Raw genomic sequence first — 18,584 nt, 5'->3', positions numbered from 1 at the left:
CTTTTTTATTTTGTTTTTATTACAGAAACATTGTTTAGATCAACAGTAAGGGTATAAGCCGGAGAAGTTGTGGTTTTGCCGATCTTATACTTTAATATTTTCCGGTCTTTAGATTTTGTCTCAGTCGTGTCGTAGATGTTTTGCAGACAGCTTTCGGTCAGGAATTCCTCATAGTTTTTATAATTCCAGTCCTTGGTAAAATACAGGATTCTGTAGCCTTTTTCGCCTTCACTTGCCCCGCACATTCCGCATGCATTGAAATTGGACGTATGTTCAAAATATAAAAGAACCCTGTTTCCTGCATTGTCAGATTTATAGGATATTAATTCATTACCGCCATATCGGTCTATGAAATCATAGGTGTTTATTTTCTTATTATCAGGAAGGATGAGGTAATTATTAAACCTATAAATTGTATTGTCAATGGTAAATAATTTTACCGCATAAGTTTTATTTTTCAAATGAAAATTTCCGGTAATATCTGTGTGCAGATCTTCATTCGTAAAGTCAAAGCTTTCTTTTGGCTTTAGTGTCTGTGCTATACTGTCTGTTTTTTCGATAAGCTGGGGAGAAGTAATCTTATCCTGAAGTATTTTAAAACTCTGCTTTTGTTTACTTCCAAAATTATAGAGATATAGTTTACCATAATCATAAATTCCGGATAGGGGAATCTTCTTCTGATGTTTGTTATAATAATACCAGCCGTCCACAAAATGCTGATATTGACTGCAATCTACAATTCCGGTATAATTGAGTTGCATGGTAATGGGGATTCCTGCAATTTCACCTTTAAAAACCTGTGAGGAATCGGTTATTTCCTTAAGTTCAACTTTCTGGCAAAGAAAAAATGTTAAGCTTAAGGAAAATAATAAAGTAAAGATTTTTTTCATGGTTGGGTTATAGTTTTTATTGAGCTTTTCAGAGAAAGAAATGAGCTATCGTATAGATAATCAGTCCGACCAGCCCGCCGACCAAAGTTCCGTTGACCCGGATAAACTGAAGGTCTTTTCCCACTTCCAGTTCCAGCTTTTCGCTTAATTCTTTGCCCTGCCAGTTGCCTACCGTAGAACTGATGAGGTTTCCGAACTGGTGGGTGTTTTTAAGAATATATTTGTAGGCAGTTACCCTTACCCAATGATCTATTTTATTCTGAAGATTTTCATCCGTTTTTAAATTTTGGGAAAACTCGTTCAGGTTTTTGCTAAGATAGTTTTTTAAAGAAGATTGATCATCCTGTAATTCCTTCATCAGGGTTTTCTTAATGGAAACCCAGATATCAGTGGAATATTCATCCAGTTTATCACTTTTCAGGAGACCATTTTTAATGCTTTTAAATTCCTCGTCCCATTTCGGGTCTTCTTTCAGGTCTGTAGAAAACTCCTGAATTTTCCGGGTAACAAGGTTCCGGATTTCATGCTCCGGATCCCCTTCAATTTCTTTGAAGAAATCTGAAAGCCCGCTGGCAATTTTATCGGCAATCTTGTTATCAACGAAAGCCGGAATAAAGGAGTAGCTTCCTTTTTGCACACGGTCTTTGATCATTTCATCATTCTCAATAATATAATCTTTTATCTGTCTGGAAAGATTGGTTACCATTCTCTGGTGATCATTTTTTTCCAGAATATAGCTGATTCCGTTTCCTACTACTTTGTTTAATTTGATATCATCCGTCATTTCGGATACTTTCTTGCTGATAAACTGGCTTACTGAGGTATCATCAAGTTTATTGAGAATATCCAGGACGATATCCGACAGGTTTCTGATCAGAATGTCCTGATTTTTCTCCTTGGTCAGCCATTCGCCTACAAAATTTGAAATTTTAAGCTTTTGGATGTATGGACGTATATTCTGTGGCGAAAGGAAATTGCTCACCACAAAGCTTCCGAGATTGTCACCCAGCCTCTGTTTGCTGTTTTCAATAAGATTGGTATGAGGAATAGGAAGTCCTAGAGGATGCCGGAATAAAGCGGTTACAGCGAACCAGTCCGCAAGCGCACCCACCATTGCTGCCTCAGAAAAAGCCCTTACATACCCGATCCAATGTGATGGATTCGACTTCTGAAGTATGGTTGTGACAATAAAAATAACAGCCATCAGGATAAATAATCCGGTGGCAAACATTTTATATTTTCTTAGTTGTTTTCTTTTTGCTTCATCATTCATATTCTCAAATTTACTAAATTTGGTAATGAAACCATCATTCCTGAACTGGAATGAAATTCTGGACTAAAATTTACAATGAAATTTTTAGTTTTCATCATATTATTAACTTTTTTGCAGGCGTGTCCGCAGAAATATCAGTCTATTAAAACATCCCTTATGGAAAATAAAGAAGCAAAAAACAATCCATACTATTCCAGAACCGATACCACAAAACTTAACATTTCCAATGAAGAGTGGAAAAAGATCCTTGCTCCGGACCTGTATGCAATTGCCAGGGAAGCAGCTACCGAAAGAGCATTTACTGGAAAATATAATGAATTTGACGAAACGGGCGATTATTATTGTGCCGTTTGTGGAAACCATCTTTTCCGTTCAACCTCAAAATTTGCAAGCAGCTGCGGATGGCCAAGCTTTTTTGAAGCAGATAAAGAAGGAGTTTATTATAAAAGGGATACTGCGTATGGAATGGAAAGAGTGGAAGTTCTTTGCAAGCGCTGCGATTCACACCTTGGACATGTTTTTGACGACGGCCCGAAACCCACAGGATTACGATATTGCATGAATTCTGTAAGCCTGGAATTTGTTGGCGATTCTCAAAAATAAACTGCCTTTAATTCACGAAATCAGGACGTTAAAGTTTCTTAAATTCAGTTAAACTTTGTAGATTTATATGGGTCTGGTAATTATGTTTTTATAATTTTGCCTCACTAATTTGGAATTTAATAGTATTGAATGAAAGGAATTTATAGTGTATTAGGCCTGTTATATCTGGTCACGACTTCATTCTATCTTTCGCCAAAAAAGGCTGTAAAGAGTGAGAATGTCAGCACAACAAAAATTGTAAAAGCAGCAGACACGAAATCTGAGAAGACCACTTCTACCACATCTTCATCAGAAGAATTGTACAAATCAATTCAATTTGAACCTGAGCACGAACTGAATTACGAAGTTTTCGCAAAAGCATTAACAGGTTTTGAAAATTTAAAAAAATCAGGATTATTGAGCCCGGAGTCGCATTTATTGACTATCTGCGATTTTTCTATGTCTTCGAATACTAAAAGACTTTGGGTGATTGATACCAATGAGAAAAAGGTACTGTTCAATTCACTGGTAGCACACGGGAAAAATACAGGCGAAGAATTTGCGACGAATTTTTCTAATACGGAAAGTTCGCTGCAGAGCAGCTTAGGATTTTATATCACAGATGCCACTTACCAGGGAGACAACGGATATTCTTTGAAACTGTTGGGGATGGATAAAGGCTTTAATGACGCAGCGTACAGAAGAGCAATCGTCATGCATGGAGCAGATTATGTAAGTGATGAATTTGCATCCATGCACAAAAGAATCGGAAGAAGCTGGGGATGTCCGGCAATACCGAAAGCATTGACACAGCCGATTATTAATACGATAAAAGGACGAAACTGCCTTTTCATCTATTATCCGGATCAGAATTATCTTTCTTCTTCAGAGTGGTTAAAGTCATAATGATCTGAAATGGAAGATTCTTCAGAATTTATTTCTGCCGTTAGGCTGACGAATAATCCCGATGGAACATGTACGTTCGAAAAAGGGAAAATTCCGACCCTAAAGCCAATGAATACAACCACTTTTTGGATCAGCAACACTGTTGAAGAATGGGAAAAGGTTACCCATCCGGCTCCAAGAAGGCAATATGTTGTAACATTAAAGGGAAATATAAGATTCACGGTAAGCAATGGTTCTACGTTTATTATTGAACCTGGGATCATTTTGCTCGCTGAAGATACTAAAGGAGAAGGACACAGCTGGGATATAATAGAAGGGGAAAAATGGGAAAGGCTTTATATTCCGATTGCTGACCATGCAGAGGATTATTTTATTTCTGATACCAGATAGGAAATTTATTTCATTATTTGGGACCAGTTATAAAAGGAAAAGCAGTCAAAATTGACTGCTTTTTTATTTTGTTTCTATGTCTATAATCTTTTGCCCTTTTTCTCCTAGATAATGAAGGATCAATTTTTCAAAGACCTTATAGCCCTCATCAGCATTTGTAAAAATTAAGATTCCCTGCTTGGATTTAGGTAAAATGAAAGTGATACACTGACTTCCTAAATCTGAACCTCCGTGAGATAATGCAAATTCATCATTTCCCAGGTCGTAGATCTCAAACCCAAGTCCGAAATATTTATTTTCTTTTGTTTTCACCTGCTTTTTTATCATTTCAGAATAAATATATTTATTCAGATTTCCTCCGTTAATAATATTGACCAGAAAATTTCCGTAATCTTCTATTGTTGTGTGCAGGTCGTCTGCTGCGTTTGCTGTTTCATTTTTTACGGTCTTATAAGGTTTTCCTGTTTTATCATATCCGATCGCGAATCTTGATTCATCGGTTTTATTGTCCCAAATATAATTGGTATCATGCATTCCCAGAGATTGAAACAGAAGTTCTTTGGCTAATTCTTCTATGCTTTTTTTGAATTTGCTTTCCATAGCTTTTCTAAGATATTCCATTCCTTCGCCCGAATATTGATATTTTGTCCCGGGTTCAAAATCGAAAGTTAATTTTTTATTTTCCTTCATCCATCGCCAGTTTGGAAATCCTGTCTGATGGCTCAAGATGATTCTGGTGGTTAGTTTTCTGCTTCTCGGATCATTTATAATATCAGGATCTATCCAATATTTGTAGACAGGCTCATCAAGGTCCCATTTTCCTGAACTAATTAATTGCAAAGCAACCATTGCAGTAATGGGTTTGGTAAGCGATGCCACATTGAACATTGTATTATAAGGAGCGGAAATTCCATCCTTGATTTCGCCAAAAACTTGTATTTGTTTCAGTTTTCCGCTTTCAATAATTCCGAGTCCGAGAGTGTGGATATGATTTTCCTTTAACCAATTTTCGATGGTAATATCATTATTGAAGACAGGATCGACTTTTTCTGTCTGTGCATTAGCTTTAAATAAAAAAAGAATGGAGAAGAAAAATGAAAAATAAATGGTCTTTGTCATTGCTTTTAATTTTTCAGCAAAGTTTCAATTTCTTGTTTCCAAGACAAAAAAATTAGCCCGACAAAAACCCGACAATTACTTTATTTGGCTATATCATGTTGAAATTCAGCTTATAAAGTAATTTTTGTTTCTTGTCAATTTCAAATGTATTTCGAATGACCACAAAAAGATTTGATAAGACAATGATCACCATTATCGCTAAAGTATAGTTTCCTCTAAGCTTTAAAAAGATCCACAACATAAAAATAACAGGTCCTATAATTGTCCATAGAATCTGAATAGAAATGATCTGTTTTGCCAAAATATTTTTCTGTTTGAGTTTAAACATTAAAAGAATAGGCACCAAAATATTCAGAGGAGGGAATAATATAAAAGGGATCGATGATAGATTGATGATCTTGAGTAAAGAATAATTGATTGTTGGTTCCTCCTTATTTTCCTGAGCTAAAATGTTCTCTTTTTCAGTTTCTGGGATTGGAATATTTTGAAGTACGTCTTCTGAAATTCCTAAGGTTTTTGATAATGTTCGAAGAGTGTATCCTTTAGGAATGGTCCCGGCTTCTATTCTTTGTATTGTTCTTACAGAAATACCGGAGCTTTTAGCCAACTCTTCCTGAGTCAGGTTTTGAAGCTCCCGTATTTCTTTTAGTTTTGACATGAAATTATTTTTGAGAATAAAGCTAAGAAAACTTCTTAAAAACCAGAGTGGCATTGTGCCCCCCGAATCCGAAAGCATTGCTTAAGGCAAAATTAATATTCTTTTCTTTAGCTTCTCCGAAAACAATATTCACATCTTTAGGAATGTTTTCATCAATATTGTGAAGATTGATTGTAGGAGGAATAATTCCTTTTTCTACAGCTTTAATGGAAAGGATCGCTTCAGCAGCACCTGCGGCACCCAGTAAATGACCTGTCATAGATTTCGTTGCACTGATGTCAAGGTTTTTATTTCCTCTAAATATTTTACTGATCGCATTCAGCTCAATCACATCTCCAATCGGAGTAGAAGTAGCGTGAGGGTTTAGATAATCAATGTCTTCTGTATTGGCGCCAGCCTCTTTCATGGCAAGCTGCATTGCTTTAATGGCACTTATGCCTTCCGGATGAGGTGCGGTCATGTGGTAAGCATCGGCAGTCATGGCAGCTCCGGCCAGTTCTGCGTAAATTTTAGCGCCTCTTGCTTTCGCGTGTTCATATTCTTCAAGAACCAGGGCACCGGCACCTTCACCCATTACAAAACCGTCTCTTTCGGCATCATAAGGACGGCTTGCGGTTGCATAATCATCATTTCTGGTAGACATCGCCTTCATCACCGAAAATCCACCTATAGAAGCAGGTGTGATTGCGGCTTCAGATCCCCCGCTTATGATGACCTTGGCTTTTCCAAGACGAATATAATTGAAGGCATCCATCAAAGCTGTATTTCCTGTCGCACATGCTGAAATGGTAGTATAATTAATCCCCTGCAGGCCGAATTTCATAGAAATCATTCCCGAAGCCATATTGGCAATAAATTTAGGAACGAAGAAAGGATTGAATTTGGGTGTTCCGTCTCCGCCTGCAAAATTCATGACTTCACCTTCAAAGGTCACCATCCCGCCTTGTCCGGTTCCCCAGATCACGCCGGTATCAAAAGGATCCATTTTTTCCAGTTCAAGTCCGGAATCCTGAATAGCTTCGGTAGAAGCGTACATAGCATATTGTGAAAATAAATCGCTTCTTTTTATTTCGTTGTGGGTCAGGTAAACTTTCGGATCAAAGTTTTTCACTTCACAGGCAAAGTGTACTTTAAATTTCTCTGAATCAAAATGAGTAATTAAACCCGCTCCGCTGACACCGTTAATACTGTTTTGCCAAAAATCTTCGACATTGTTCCCCAAAGGCGTTACTGCGCCCAGTCCTGTAATGACAACTCTTTTCATATTTAGTTATTAATTTTGAATAGGTTAGAGGTTCCTCGGGCAATCAGTCTTGTTTTGTCTGCGTTCCATATTTCGCATTGGGCATTCACAAACTGCCGGCCTCTTTTTATAATTTTCGTTTCAGCTACAATATTATCATTTTCTTTTGCAGCTGAAAAATAATCGATCACATTATTGATGGTTGTTATAAAAGAATTTTCATTCAGCGAAAACATAGTGGCTCCGATGATATCATCAATAATGGCTGCTGTTACTCCACCGTGGAGGTTTCCGATAGGATTGAGCCATTCAGACCTTACTTTATATTGAAACTCCAGATGCCCTTCTTCTGCTGAAAGAACGATGGGGTTGAGCCACTTCATAAACGGTGATGGTGACTGATCGAATTCTTTTCCGATGAATTGCTGCAGCTGTGCTAATCTGTCCATATTTCTGTTTATTTTTCTAAAATCATAGTAACCCCTTGCCCCCGTGCGGCACAGATAGAAATAAAGCCTTTTCCGCTTCCTTTTTCGTGGAGAAGTTTTGCCAGAGTTCCGATAATTCTTCCGCCTGTTGCTGCAAAAGGGTGGGCTACGGCCAGACTTCCGCCTTTTACATTCAGTTTATTTCTGTCGATTTTTCCCAATGCTTTTTCGAGACCAAATTTTTTAGCCAGATCATCATTTTCCCAGATTTTGACGGTGGCAAGAACCTGCGCAGCAAATGCTTCATGAATTTCATAATAATCAAAATCTTCCAGACCTATTCCTGCTTTTTTAAGCATTCTTTCCGCAGCGAAAACAGGGGCAAGAAGAAGGTTTTGTTTATTTTCAACATATTCTATCCCTGCTACTTCTGAAAATGTAATATAGGCTAAAACAGGAAGGTTATTAGCCTTGGCCCATTCCTCACTGGCCAGCAGAACGGCAGATGCCCCATCTGTAAATGGTGTTGAATTTCCGGCAGTCAGGGTTCCGTTCTCTTTATCAAAAGCAGGTTTCAGTTGGGAGAGCTTTTCAAGGCTGGTATCTCTGCGGAGATTGTTGTCTTTATCTAAACCGAACGCGGGCACAATCATATCATCAAAAAATCTTTCATCATAAGCTTTGGCCATATTCTGATGACTTTTTAAAGCCAATTCATCCTGTTCGTCACGGGAGATCTTGTAATATTTGGCTGTTATTTCTGTGTGTCCACCCATGACCAGGCCTGTTTTGGGTTCCTGACCTTTGTAAGGTACCGGCATCCAGTCTTTCAGTTTTGGGGTGAGGAGCTGTTTCAGTTTTCCAAATGCTGATTTTTCTTTATTGGCTTTTAATAGTGCTTTTCTCAATCTCGGTGCGGATTCAAACGGAATGTTGCTCATCGCTTCAACTCCGCAGGCGATTCCGCTTTCGATCTGGCCTAAAGCAATTTTATTTCCGATGTACACTGCTGCTTCAATTCCCGTATCGCAGGCCTGCTGAAGATCGCATGCAGGTGTTGCCGGATCAAGAGCCGTATTCATTACGGTTTCCCGGATGAGGTTGCTTTCTGAAATATGCTTGATAACGGCTCCTCCAGCCACTTCACCAAGAAGCTTTCTCTGCAAATGGTATTTCGAGATCAGTCCGTTAAGTGTTGCTTCCAGAAGTTCCTGATTATCCAGGTCTGCATAGGCGGTATTGATTCTGGCGAAAGGAATTCTGCTGTATCCTACGATGGCCACTTTTTTTGTTTCCATAATGAAAATTTTATGACGGAAGTATTTTTAGTTCTTTGTCGATCATGAGTGCTATTCTGTTTAAGGCACGGTTTAAATACTTTTCATCTCCTGTTGTTTTGGAGAGGAGTATTCCGCCTTCTATAAGCATAATGAAGAGCGATCCGTATTCATCAGCATGAATGTCCGGTTGTATTTCTCCATTTTCCTGTCCATCAATAATGACGGATGTTATTTTTTGGATCCAGCTTTCAAAAGACTGGGTTACCTGTTTTTTCAGGTCAGGAAAAATATCATCAGCTTCTGTGGCTGCATTCATCAGGGGGCAGCCTCCGTTTTCGAATACTACTTTCCAGTTTTTCCGGTAAAAACCGACAATAGCATGGAGTTTATCTATAGTAGTTGCAAATTCATCACTGAAAGATCTCGTCATGTTTTTTGCCTGCAATGCAGCATTATACTTATAAACCTCCAGTGCAACTTCGTCTTTATTTTCAAAATTTCCGTAGATACTTCCCTTTGTAAGACCCGTAGCTTCCGAAATGTCAGACAAAGACGTAGACAAATAGCCTTTGGTATTGAACAAAGAGGCTGTTTTTTCAATAATGAACTGTCTGGTTTTTTCTGCTTTTGACATTGAAGTATTTAAATTTCAATACAAATATACAAAAATATACCGATCGGTATATTTTATTTTTAAATTGTTTTAAAAAAACTCAGATAATAAACCTCTAAAAAAATAAACCATTAAGATTATTAAGCAGTAAAGTATAGTTAAGAAGCTGCAGGCAGATACAGGCTGCCTAAAATATCATCAGATACTTCCTTAACCTTCTTTATCCCCTTAAAAATCTTAACGGTTCAGGTAAAATTCTATACAACTAAGCTAAAGTAGCATTCAGGGTAATTTCAAAATTAAAAGCAGCACTTACCGGGCATCCTTCCTCTGCTATTTTTGCATACTTCTGGAATTCTTCTTCAGAAAGCCCCGGAACTTTTGCAGCAAGGGTTAATTCGGATTTGGTGATTTTCCCGATACTTGGATCAAGGGTGATCACGGAAGTTGTTTTTAATTCTTCCGGAGTGAAACCTGCCTGGGAAAGCTCAGCACTAAGTTTCATCGTAAAACATCCTGCATGGGCTGCTGCCAGTAATTCTTCAGGATTTGTTCCTACTCCGTCCGCGAAACGGCTGTTGAAAGAATATTGAGTTTCGTTCAAAGTTGTACTTTGAGTAGTTAAATGTCCTTTACCTTCTTTGATGTTACCGTTCCAAACGGCAGTTGCGTTACGTCTCATAATGTTTGTTTTTTTATTGTTTAATATGTTGATTTTGATAATACAAAGATATGTTGGTTCTTTGCCCGATTCAATAGATAAAAAGGATTAAATATTGTACTTTTTTCCCGAATGGTAATTTTTTTTGAAATTTGCAGGTGTATTTCCCGTTTTATTGGTGAAAAGGCGGTTGAAGTAAGCCGGATCTTCATAGCCTAAATCATAGGCAATCTCTTTAACGGGTTTATCGGTATAAAATAAAAGTCTTTTGGCTTCCAGTAAAATCCTGTTGATGATTAGCTGATTTGGAGATTCCAGGTTCAGGGTTTTAAATTTATGGGTTAACGTTTTGGGAGCCAGATGAAGAAGTTCTGCATAATCTGATACATTATGTTTTTCCCTGAAATGAATTTCCAGATACCTGCTGAAATCCCTGAAAACCTCCAGTTCACTGCCGGGAATTTTTACAGTATCATTATTAAGGTGCTGCTTTTTCCAGCTTCTTGTAGCACGGATGATGATCTGCTTTACATACGTTCTGATCATTTCCTCGGCAGAGGAATCTTTCCATTCCAGCTCATCCTTTATATTTCCGAATAAATTTTTAATATCGGATGTTTCCTTATTAGTAAGCTCTACAAAAGGTATTTCGAATACATTGTGAAAAAGAAGCCCGTCGCAGGCTACCTCTTTGTCATGAATCTGAATACAGTAAAAATCCCGGTTGTAGTACAGCAGCATGGAGTCTTCTTTTCCTTTTTCTATTTTCAGGTGCTGGCTGGTAAGAAAAAACAGGGAAGGCACAGAAACTTTATAATGATTAAAATCTACGGTAAGTTCATAACCTGCCGGGATGAAGAGGATTTTAATATCATATCTGAATTTATTTCCATTGATGGTTTCCAGATTTTTTTCGGAGAAAATTTCAAGTCCGAGTTTTTTGTAGTGATCTTCAAAAATAAGTTGCTCCTGCATACTTTTACTTTAGTCTAAAGATACAAAAGAATATTTTACCCACATTAATAAGCAAAACCGTCTTTCAAAGTTTCCTCATATATCAGAAATTTTTTAAAATAGGTATTCCTTGTTTTTTCATCTTTTTTAATAAAAAAATAAAAAATCTAAAAATTATGTAGTAGTTATTGGGTTTTTTATCAAATTTGTAAAAAAATACTGTATTTGAATTATAACTTTAATTTCTTCAAAAATTAGATGAGCAAGCTAGAAAATATTTTGAGAGAAATAACGCCATTATCTCCCGAGGACAGTTTTCTTGTGTTTGACCGGATAAAGGCATCTTTTGATTTTCCCTATCATTATCATCCGGAGATTGAAATCAATTTTATCAGCAAAGGAAAGGGATACCGCAGAATGATTGGTGACCATACCGGTGAGATCGGCGATATTGAGCTGGTTTTGGTGGGCCCCAATCTTCCGCACTGTTGGGCTAATTATAAATGCAAGAACCGGAAGACCCACGAGATTACGGTTCAATTCAATCAGGACTTTTTCAATCAGTCCATGATGGATAAAAATATTTTGAAACCTATCAGTAACCTGATGAAAGAGTCTATCCGGGGAATATTGTTTTCCCAGGAAACGGCAGAAAAGCTTAAAGATTCTTTTTTCAACCTGTCCAAAATGAACAGTTTCGAATCTTTTATCGAGATCATGAAGATTCTCAACGAGCTGGCCGTTGCAGAGGACAAAACACTATTGTCTTCCTACAGTATAGAGCTGGAGACCTTTGCGGATAATGATAAAATGAAGATTGTACATGATTTTGTCCATAAAAATTTTGAAAGCAAAATAACCCTTCATGATGCTGCATCCCTTATTAATATGAGCAGTGTGACTTTCAACAGGTTCATCAAGAAAAGAACAGGTAAGACTTTTGTGAATTACTTAAACGAGATCAGGATCAGTTACGCTGCACGCTGGCTGATGGAGAAGAACCTCACCGTTTTTGAAACTGCATTTGAGGCAGGCTTCAATAACATAGCGAACTTTAATAAAGTTTTCAAATCGATTAAAAAAACGACTCCTACTGAATTTAAAGAACTTTTTAAAGGAGTGAAGAAAATAGAATAAGATGTTTATTGAAAATAGGCGTTTTTTGTCATTAGATCCGGGTAGTTATATCCGGATTTTTTTATGATGTCGATGTATTTTAATCAAAAAATGCAAAAAAAGCATTATATAACAGGAGGTGAAATACAGTAAGAATTTGTGTTATTTTATTGATAATCAATTGATAAATGCGGTGTTTTTAAAGTATGTGAAAAAATAATATCGTTTTATGATAAAATAGCATTATATCTGGCTGTGAACAAAATTTAGATTTGCTAATATGAATTAAATCTTAACAAAACTTTAATTATTTGATGCAAATGTTGCTGAAAAATGAAGATAAATATCATTTTGAAATGCATGTAATATTTAAAGCGATGTAGTTGATTCTCAAATAAATCTTAATAAAACTAACCTTATGAGAAAAACTGTTATACCGGTTTTATTAGCTATTTCTTTATCTGCCTACGCACAGGAAACAAAAAAGGCAGATACTGCTAAAACAACCAAAATAGAAGAGGTGGTTGTTACTTCTTTGGGGATAAAAAGGCAGGTACGGTCCTTAACGTACTCCAGCCAGCAGATTGGAGGGGATGAGCTTACAGAAGTAAAAACACCCAATCTTTTGAATTCAATCAACGGAAAAGTTTCCAATGTGCAGATTAATAAAACCAATGGTGGTGTAGGAGGATCCGTGAGGGTGGTGATGAGAGGGGATAAATCTACAAGAAACAGCCAGCCGTTATATGTGATTGATGGGATTCCTATCATTAACAATACAAAGGGACCCAATGTAGACTTTTTTGCTTCCATGCCGGATACCGGAGATGTTTTAAGTACAATCAATCCTGAAGACATTGAAAGCATCAATTTCCTTAAAGGTGCTTCAGCGGCGGCATTATACGGTGCTGCGGGAGGTAACGGTGCCGTTTTGATTGTAACGAAAAAAGGAAAAGCAGGTAGAAGTAAATTATCTTATACAACAAGTTTAACTCTTGATCAGGCCTATAGCCTGCCTGAACTGCAACACAGCTATCTTCAGACTATTCCTTATGATCCTAATACAGGACAAACAGGTTCCCAACAGAGCTGGGGTCCAAAAGGAGCTTCAAAAGATTATCTGAAAGATTTTTTACAGACCGGGACTACATGGGTTAACAACCTTTCATTCCAGTCAGGAAATGAAAAGTCCAATAACTTTTTCTCTATAGGGAATACGACAAATAAAGGAATTATTCCTACATCAGTATTTGATCAGTATAATATTAATTTCAGGAATTCAAGTAAATTCCTTGATGATAAGCTGACACTTGATGCTAACTTCATGGGATCGTTACAAAACAGCAAAAACAGGCTGACTCCGGGTTCCTATTACTCCCCGCTTGTAAACCTGTATTGGTTACCGAGAGGTGTTGATTTCGATCAGTTCAGCGGTTCAAAATATGCATATCAAAATAATAACAGACTGCTTCCTGCACAGAACTGGTGGGCCATAAAACCGGACGGAAGCTTTAGCGTGGAATCTCAAAACCCATATTGGATTCTTTATAAAAACCCTGTGACAACAAAGAATAAAAATCTTTACAGTGCAGCGACATTGAGCTATCAGATCAATCCTTGGCTATCGGCCAGGGTAAGAGGAAATTACAATTATACTACCTCAGACAGCCAGCGTAATGTAGCAGTTTATTCGTTGCCTGTTTTGTTAGGTGGAAATGATAATGGTAAGATTTACAAAGATGTAATTGAAAGTACATCTACTTACGGCGACGCATTATTAATCGGAAGCCCGAAAATTACTGATGATATTTCTTTGGATTTTACGGTGGGCGGGAGTATAAATACACAAAGATATTCATCAAGTAGTTTAGAGAATAATCTTTTGGTAATTCCTAACCTGTTTGAATTGAATAATTTACAATGGCCAGGCCAGAACGGAAATGGAGTGAGTTATGTAATATACAGAACAAAAAAACAGACCCAGTCCGTCTTTGCCAGTGCTAACTTAGGATATAAAAAATTCTTATATCTGGATCTTACCTTCAGAAATGACTGGGATTCAACGCTGTCGGGAACCGGCAGAGTTTCTTTTGATTATGAATCGATTGGTTTCAATGCCATCTTATCAGAAATCTTTAATATTTCAGAATCCATCAATTTCTGGAAAGTGAGAGCTTCCTATGCAGAAGTTGGAAACGGATTGTATTCCAACCTGACAGCTCCTAATATTTACCGTTATCAGGTAAATGCAGGAACTATGATTACTCCTAATTCATCACCGGTTACCAATCCGGAATTTTCTGAACTCTTTGCGAAACCGGAACTTAACAAAACTTTTGAGGCAGGAACAGAACTTAAACTTTTAAATAACCGTTTAAGCTTTGACTTCACTTACTATAATTCAGTAGTATCCAACCAGCTTTTGCAGGCAGTGGAAATATCTTCCAACTTAGGATTCGGAACCGGAAGATTTGATGTTAATGCCGGAAAAATTCAGAATGTAGGATTTGAATCCAGCTTATCTTATAAAGTATTTGCGGGAAGCAAATTTGACTGGACAACTACAATAAATGCTTCCGCCAATAAAAATACCATTAAAGAACTTTTCCCATCCAGATTACAGATTCCTGCAGACAAAACCTTTGTGCTTACAGGAGGAGGATATAACAGATTAAAAGTAGGAGGTTCCTTCGGTGATATTTATGGATCAGTATTCAAAAGAGACGGTCAGGGAAGAATCATTGTGGATGCAGACGGAGTTCCGTTAAGGGATGAGAACCAGGTTCAGTACCTTGGAAATCCAAACCCTAAATTCATCCTTGGCTTCAACAACTCATTCAATATCGGAAAACTGGGAATCAGTTTCCTTATTGACGGAAAATTTGGTGGAAAAGTATTAGGCTACACCCAGGCTAAAAATGATCAGTATGGGGTAAGCAAGGCCAGCGCAGATGCCCGTGATAACGGAGGAGTATCCATTCCAAATGCAGTTTACGAAAACGGTACTCCTTATACAGGATTGACTGATGCTGAAAAATACTATTCTAAAGTATCAGGATCTATTGATGAACCATACATGTATAAAGCGACAGCCGTGCGTTTGAGACAGGCTTCTATTTCATACACGTTTGGTGTACATTCAAAATATATGGAAAATGCAACAATAAGCTTAATCGGAAGCAACCTGTTTTTCTTATATAAAGACGCTCCATTCGATCCTGAACAAGTATCAGGAGTTAATCCTGGAGGTGTAGGTATCGATATGTTTGGAATGCCGATTACCAGATCAGTTGGTCTGTCATTAAAAGCTAACTTCTAATTTTAACAAAATGAAAATATCTCATATTAAAACCATTTCACTCAGTGCATGTATGCTATTTGCTGCTTTAGGCTGCACGGGCGAATTTGATAAATATAACCAGGAGTACATTGGAGGTCCTGAAAATTTCAATGCCGATTTCACCCAGATTGTAAATCCCCTGAAATTGATGCAGAGAAACCAGCAAAGTTCTACCAACTGGATCTATCAGCTACAGACCAACCTTAACGCGGATATGTTTAGTGGCTTATTCAGTACAGCTACCCCTTATAATGGAGGGAGAAATAACACCACTTATTTCATAATGGACGGATGGAATGAAAGGATTATGATGACGCAGCTGGAAGATGTTTTTGACAAGTCAAAGACAATTAACAATGTGATCAAAGAAAACTATCCGGGTATCAATTTTAAGGCATCTCTTGCTGTTGCAAAAATTCTTAAAGTAATCTCTGCAAGTAAAGTCTCAGATGCACACGGACCCATCATTTACAGTAAATTTGAAACACCTAATCCTACAACGGGAATTACGGATTTCGATTCACAGCAGGAAGCTTATAACAATTTCATTGCAGACCTTAGTTCTGCAATTTCAGACCTGCAGCAGACTCCGGGTGTTGAAGATAAGGCAGTTATTACCAAATCGGACCTTATATATGGCGGTAACCTGGCCAACTGGGCAAAACTTGCCAATTCCTTAAAATTAAGATTTGCAATGAGAATAAGTTATGCCGATCCTGCCAAATCAAGATCGTATGCAGAACAGGCTTTGGCATCTCCTGTGGGGCTTATTGATGACAATTCTGCAAATGCACTGATTAACTATGGAGGAGCTTCTCCTCTCAGCGATATTATTTATTCCTGGGGCGACTGTAAAATAGGGGCACCATTAATGGCATTTATGAACGGATTTAATGATCCGAGAAGATCTGCTTATGCAAAACCTGCCACCGATCCTAGTGTAGCCGGACAGTATATCGGAATAAGACAGGGAGTTGATATGGGAGGAAGTAAAGACAGATATGGAGACTTCTCCCAGCCTATCGCAGCATCTGCCAATGGAGATTATTTTTCCAATAGCAATGGTAAAAATAAAGTATTTACTGCTGCGGAAATATGGTTCCTGAAAGCGGAAGCCGCCATTAGAGGGTATGCCGGAGCAGGAGATGCAGGAACAAACTACAACAAAGGTATCGAAATGTCATTTGCAGAATGGGGGAAAAGTGCATCTTATGCTACTTATGTGGCAGATGCCGTTTCTAAGGAAGCTCCCTATATTGATCCTAAAAATGCATCAAACAGTATTTTAGCAGGAAACCCAATGCTAAGCACCATTACTATTAAATGGAATGAAGGAGATTCTTTTGAAAGAAAATTAGAAAGAATTATGACCCAGAAATGGATCGCTATTTATCCTGACGGATCCGAGGCATGGGCAGAACAGAGAAGAACCGGTTATCCTGTTATTTTCAAAAACGTTCTCAATGACAGTCAGGGAACCATCAGCACCGATGCTATGATCAGAAGAGTTCCTATTCCGACCAAATACAGAAACAATACCCTGAACTATGCTCAAGCATTGCAGTACCTTGGAGGGCCTGATACAGGGGGAACCAAGCTATGGTGGGATAAAAAGTAATAATTTTAGCAGATCAGTATAAAGATAAAGAGGCCGTCTCAAAAGTTAGATTTAATTTGATTTTTCATTCCGGTAGAAGAAATTTCTGATACACGTTAGTTTAGGTTCTTCAATTTTAGTTTCGTTTCAATTCGGAATGATGCTTTTGGGAGGCTCTCTTTTTCTTTAATATTTAGTTTAAACATGGGAAGCAACAATTCTGAAACACAGTCGGTGAAACCGATATTCTGGATATCAACATTATATTTTGCAATGGGAATTCCCTTTGTAACCATTAATGCAGTTTCCGGGATCATGTACAAAGATATGGGGATTTCAGATTCCAGAATTACATTCTGGACTGCCCTGATTATGTTTTCCTGGACATTGAAGCCTTTTTGGAGCCCTTTCCTGGAGATCTATAAAACAAAGAAGTTTTTTGTTGTAGCCACCCAGTTTGCCATAGGGATTCTATTTGCGTTAATTGCTTTAAGCTTACCGATGCAGGACTTCTTCAGGTACAGCATTGCCCTTTTTGCTGTTGTTGCATTTTGCGGTGCTACACACGATATAGCAGCAGACGGAACTTATATCAATTTTCTGACAAATAAGGAGCAGGCAAAATATATCGGTTGGCAGGGTGCTTTCTACAATCTGGCAAAAATTATAAGCAGTGGAGTTCTGGTCTATTTCGCAGGAGTTCTGGAGAAAACAAAAGGAGTTACCAATGCATGGATGATCATTATGGGAATTTATGGTCTTCTATTTTTTCTTCTGGCCATTTATCATTATGCTGTTTTGCCTAAAGAAAATAAAAAGGATGAGCAAAGGGAAGCCAGAAAAACACGGAATATCCGTAAAGAGCTGTTGGAGGTTATTACTTCTTTCTTCAGAAAAAAGAATATCCTGTGGGCAGTACTCTTTATTATTCTCTACCGTTTTGCAGAAGGATTTGCGATAAAGATTGCCCCCTTGTTTTTTAAAGCGCCGAGGACATCGGGAGGGCTTGGATTATCCACTTCAGATATAGGACTTATTTACGGAACTTACGGCTCAGCGGCATTTATTTTAGGATCCGTGCTGGCCGGCTATTTCATTGCGGCAAGAGGATTGAAAAGATCATTGATCTGGTTGTGCTCTGCTTTTAATATTCCATTTGTGGTCTATGCACTACTGGCTCATTTTCAGCCGTCAGAGCTGCTCCCGGTGGGTATTGCGGTCGTTGTGGAGTATTTTGGCTATGGATTCGGGTTTGTAGGCCTGATGTTGTATATCATGCAGCAAATTGCACCCGGCGAGCACAAAACTGCTCATTACGCCTTTGCTACCGGTATAATGAATCTTGGGGTGATGATCCCCGGGATGTTCAGCGGGATGATCAGCGATTGGGTAGGCTACAAAATGTTTTTTATCTGGGTTCTGATTGCTACCATACCGGCATTTGTCGTAACAATGCTTGTTCCATTCTCGTATCCTGAACAACCAAAAGAACACTAAATCATTTATCAAATACATTAAATAAAAAGTAAAAATA

At 37.8% G+C, this 18,584-nt stretch carries 17 protein-coding genes; 7 read left to right on the top strand and 10 right to left on the bottom strand.

Annotation, left to right across the window (positions count from 1 at the left end; translation table 11 throughout):
- Positions 1 to 5 precede the first annotated feature (5 nt).
- Positions 6 to 890: a hypothetical protein gene (locus ACM40_RS03040; RefSeq protein ID WP_048501335.1), complete on the bottom strand. Its 885-nt coding sequence runs from the start codon at positions 888 to 890 to the stop codon at positions 6 to 8.
- A 28-nt stretch (positions 891 to 918) separates the two neighbouring features.
- On the bottom strand, positions 919 to 2,163 hold the full coding sequence (locus ACM40_RS03035; RefSeq protein ID WP_048501334.1) for a DUF445 domain-containing protein: 1,245 nt from the start codon (positions 2,161 to 2,163) through the stop codon (positions 919 to 921).
- 156 nt (positions 2,164 to 2,319) lie between these two features.
- Here ACM40_RS03035 and msrB point away from each other — a divergent pair, with 156 nt between their 5' ends.
- The 3 genes from msrB (at position 2,320) to ACM40_RS03020 (ending at position 4,041) form a co-directional block, all read left to right on the top strand.
- Complete coding sequence (gene msrB, locus ACM40_RS03030) at positions 2,320 to 2,766, top strand: peptide-methionine (R)-S-oxide reductase MsrB (RefSeq protein ID WP_228376124.1); 447 nt, start codon at positions 2,320 to 2,322, stop codon at positions 2,764 to 2,766.
- Positions 2,767 to 2,895: 129 nt separating this feature from the next.
- Positions 2,896 to 3,651 (top strand): murein L,D-transpeptidase catalytic domain family protein, encoded by a 756-nt coding sequence (locus tag ACM40_RS03025; protein ID WP_048501332.1) that lies wholly within the window; start codon positions 2,896 to 2,898, stop codon positions 3,649 to 3,651.
- Positions 3,652 to 3,660: 9 nt separating this feature from the next.
- Positions 3,661 to 4,041 carry a hypothetical protein gene (locus tag ACM40_RS03020; RefSeq protein ID WP_048501331.1) on the top strand — a complete coding sequence of 127 codons (381 nt, stop codon included), beginning with the start codon at positions 3,661 to 3,663 and terminating at the stop codon, positions 4,039 to 4,041.
- 63 nt (positions 4,042 to 4,104) lie between these two features.
- Here ACM40_RS03020 and ACM40_RS03015 read toward each other — a convergent pair whose 3' ends face one another.
- The 8 genes from ACM40_RS03015 to ACM40_RS02980 form a co-directional block, all read right to left on the bottom strand.
- The gene (locus tag ACM40_RS03015) at positions 4,105 to 5,160 is read right to left on the bottom strand and encodes a serine hydrolase domain-containing protein (protein ID WP_083996776.1); all 1,056 of its coding nucleotides are present in this window, start codon (positions 5,158 to 5,160) and stop codon (positions 4,105 to 4,107) included.
- Between the two features lie 88 nt (positions 5,161 to 5,248).
- Positions 5,249 to 5,818, bottom strand: coding sequence for a helix-turn-helix domain-containing protein (locus tag ACM40_RS03010; RefSeq protein WP_048501712.1), 570 nt, complete (start codon positions 5,816 to 5,818; stop codon positions 5,249 to 5,251).
- Positions 5,819 to 5,840: 22 nt separating this feature from the next.
- Positions 5,841 to 7,082 carry a beta-ketoacyl-ACP synthase II gene (gene fabF, locus ACM40_RS03005; protein WP_048501330.1) on the bottom strand — a complete coding sequence of 414 codons (1,242 nt, stop codon included), beginning with the start codon at positions 7,080 to 7,082 and terminating at the stop codon, positions 5,841 to 5,843.
- A 2-nt stretch (positions 7,083 to 7,084) separates the two neighbouring features.
- Positions 7,085 to 7,510, bottom strand: a complete 426-nt coding sequence (locus ACM40_RS03000) for a PaaI family thioesterase (protein WP_048501329.1) — start codon at positions 7,508 to 7,510, stop codon at positions 7,085 to 7,087.
- 8 nt (positions 7,511 to 7,518) lie between these two features.
- Positions 7,519 to 8,787 (bottom strand): acetyl-CoA C-acetyltransferase, encoded by a 1,269-nt coding sequence (locus ACM40_RS02995; protein WP_048501328.1) that lies wholly within the window; start codon positions 8,785 to 8,787, stop codon positions 7,519 to 7,521.
- 10 nt (positions 8,788 to 8,797) lie between these two features.
- Positions 8,798 to 9,403: a TetR/AcrR family transcriptional regulator gene (locus ACM40_RS02990; protein ID WP_048501327.1), complete on the bottom strand. Its 606-nt coding sequence runs from the start codon at positions 9,401 to 9,403 to the stop codon at positions 8,798 to 8,800.
- Between the two features lie 244 nt (positions 9,404 to 9,647).
- Entirely contained in the window at positions 9,648 to 10,064 is a 417-nt protein-coding gene (locus ACM40_RS02985) for an OsmC family protein (RefSeq protein WP_048501326.1), read from the bottom strand.
- 87 nt (positions 10,065 to 10,151) lie between these two features.
- Positions 10,152 to 11,018 (bottom strand): helix-turn-helix domain-containing protein, encoded by an 867-nt coding sequence (locus tag ACM40_RS02980; protein WP_048501325.1) that lies wholly within the window; start codon positions 11,016 to 11,018, stop codon positions 10,152 to 10,154.
- 237 nt (positions 11,019 to 11,255) lie between these two features.
- Here ACM40_RS02980 and ACM40_RS02975 point away from each other — a divergent pair, with 237 nt between their 5' ends.
- From ACM40_RS02975 to ACM40_RS02960, 4 genes are all read left to right on the top strand, one after another.
- Positions 11,256 to 12,134 (top strand): AraC family transcriptional regulator, encoded by an 879-nt coding sequence (locus ACM40_RS02975; protein ID WP_048501324.1) that lies wholly within the window; start codon positions 11,256 to 11,258, stop codon positions 12,132 to 12,134.
- A 397-nt stretch (positions 12,135 to 12,531) separates the two neighbouring features.
- On the top strand, positions 12,532 to 15,432 hold the full coding sequence (locus ACM40_RS02970; protein WP_185097180.1) for a SusC/RagA family TonB-linked outer membrane protein: 2,901 nt from the start codon (positions 12,532 to 12,534) through the stop codon (positions 15,430 to 15,432).
- 10 nt (positions 15,433 to 15,442) lie between these two features.
- On the top strand, positions 15,443 to 17,071 hold the full coding sequence (locus ACM40_RS02965) for a SusD/RagB family nutrient-binding outer membrane lipoprotein (RefSeq protein ID WP_048501323.1): 1,629 nt from the start codon (positions 15,443 to 15,445) through the stop codon (positions 17,069 to 17,071).
- Positions 17,072 to 17,254: 183 nt separating this feature from the next.
- Positions 17,255 to 18,547 carry an MFS transporter gene (locus ACM40_RS02960; protein WP_048501322.1) on the top strand — a complete coding sequence of 431 codons (1,293 nt, stop codon included), beginning with the start codon at positions 17,255 to 17,257 and terminating at the stop codon, positions 18,545 to 18,547.
- Positions 18,548 to 18,584: the final 37 nt, after the last annotated feature.

Source organism: Chryseobacterium sp. BLS98 (genome assembly GCF_001045445.1).
In the GTDB taxonomy this organism is placed as follows: domain Bacteria; phylum Bacteroidota; class Bacteroidia; order Flavobacteriales; family Weeksellaceae; genus Chryseobacterium.
The sequence above is the reverse complement of the archived record's forward strand: the minus strand, read 5'-3'. Positions and strand labels throughout refer to the sequence as shown.

Excerpts from the sequence above, each read along its gene's own strand:
- ACM40_RS03040 (WP_048501335.1), bottom strand. The coding sequence starts at position 890 with ATGAAAAAAATCTTTACTTTATTATTTTCCTTAAGCTTAACATTTTTT.
- ACM40_RS03035 (WP_048501334.1), bottom strand. The coding sequence starts at position 2,163 with ATGAATGATGAAGCAAAAAGAAAACAACTAAGAAAATATAAAATGTTT.
- msrB (WP_228376124.1), top strand. The coding sequence starts at position 2,320 with ATGGAAAATAAAGAAGCAAAAAACAATCCATACTATTCCAGAACCGAT.
- ACM40_RS03025 (WP_048501332.1), top strand. The coding sequence starts at position 2,896 with ATGAAAGGAATTTATAGTGTATTAGGCCTGTTATATCTGGTCACGACT.
- ACM40_RS03020 (WP_048501331.1), top strand. The coding sequence starts at position 3,661 with ATGGAAGATTCTTCAGAATTTATTTCTGCCGTTAGGCTGACGAATAAT.
- ACM40_RS03015 (WP_083996776.1), bottom strand. The coding sequence starts at position 5,160 with ATGACAAAGACCATTTATTTTTCATTTTTCTTCTCCATTCTTTTTTTA.
- ACM40_RS03010 (WP_048501712.1), bottom strand. The coding sequence starts at position 5,818 with ATGTCAAAACTAAAAGAAATACGGGAGCTTCAAAACCTGACTCAGGAA.
- fabF (WP_048501330.1), bottom strand. The coding sequence starts at position 7,082 with ATGAAAAGAGTTGTCATTACAGGACTGGGCGCAGTAACGCCTTTGGGG.
- ACM40_RS03000 (WP_048501329.1), bottom strand. The coding sequence starts at position 7,510 with ATGGACAGATTAGCACAGCTGCAGCAATTCATCGGAAAAGAATTCGAT.
- ACM40_RS02995 (WP_048501328.1), bottom strand. The coding sequence starts at position 8,787 with ATGGAAACAAAAAAAGTGGCCATCGTAGGATACAGCAGAATTCCTTTC.
- ACM40_RS02990 (WP_048501327.1), bottom strand. The coding sequence starts at position 9,403 with ATGTCAAAAGCAGAAAAAACCAGACAGTTCATTATTGAAAAAACAGCC.
- ACM40_RS02985 (WP_048501326.1), bottom strand. The coding sequence starts at position 10,064 with ATGAGACGTAACGCAACTGCCGTTTGGAACGGTAACATCAAAGAAGGT.
- ACM40_RS02980 (WP_048501325.1), bottom strand. The coding sequence starts at position 11,018 with ATGCAGGAGCAACTTATTTTTGAAGATCACTACAAAAAACTCGGACTT.
- ACM40_RS02975 (WP_048501324.1), top strand. The coding sequence starts at position 11,256 with ATGAGCAAGCTAGAAAATATTTTGAGAGAAATAACGCCATTATCTCCC.
- ACM40_RS02970 (WP_185097180.1), top strand. The coding sequence starts at position 12,532 with ATGAGAAAAACTGTTATACCGGTTTTATTAGCTATTTCTTTATCTGCC.
- ACM40_RS02965 (WP_048501323.1), top strand. The coding sequence starts at position 15,443 with ATGAAAATATCTCATATTAAAACCATTTCACTCAGTGCATGTATGCTA.
- ACM40_RS02960 (WP_048501322.1), top strand. The coding sequence starts at position 17,255 with ATGGGAAGCAACAATTCTGAAACACAGTCGGTGAAACCGATATTCTGG.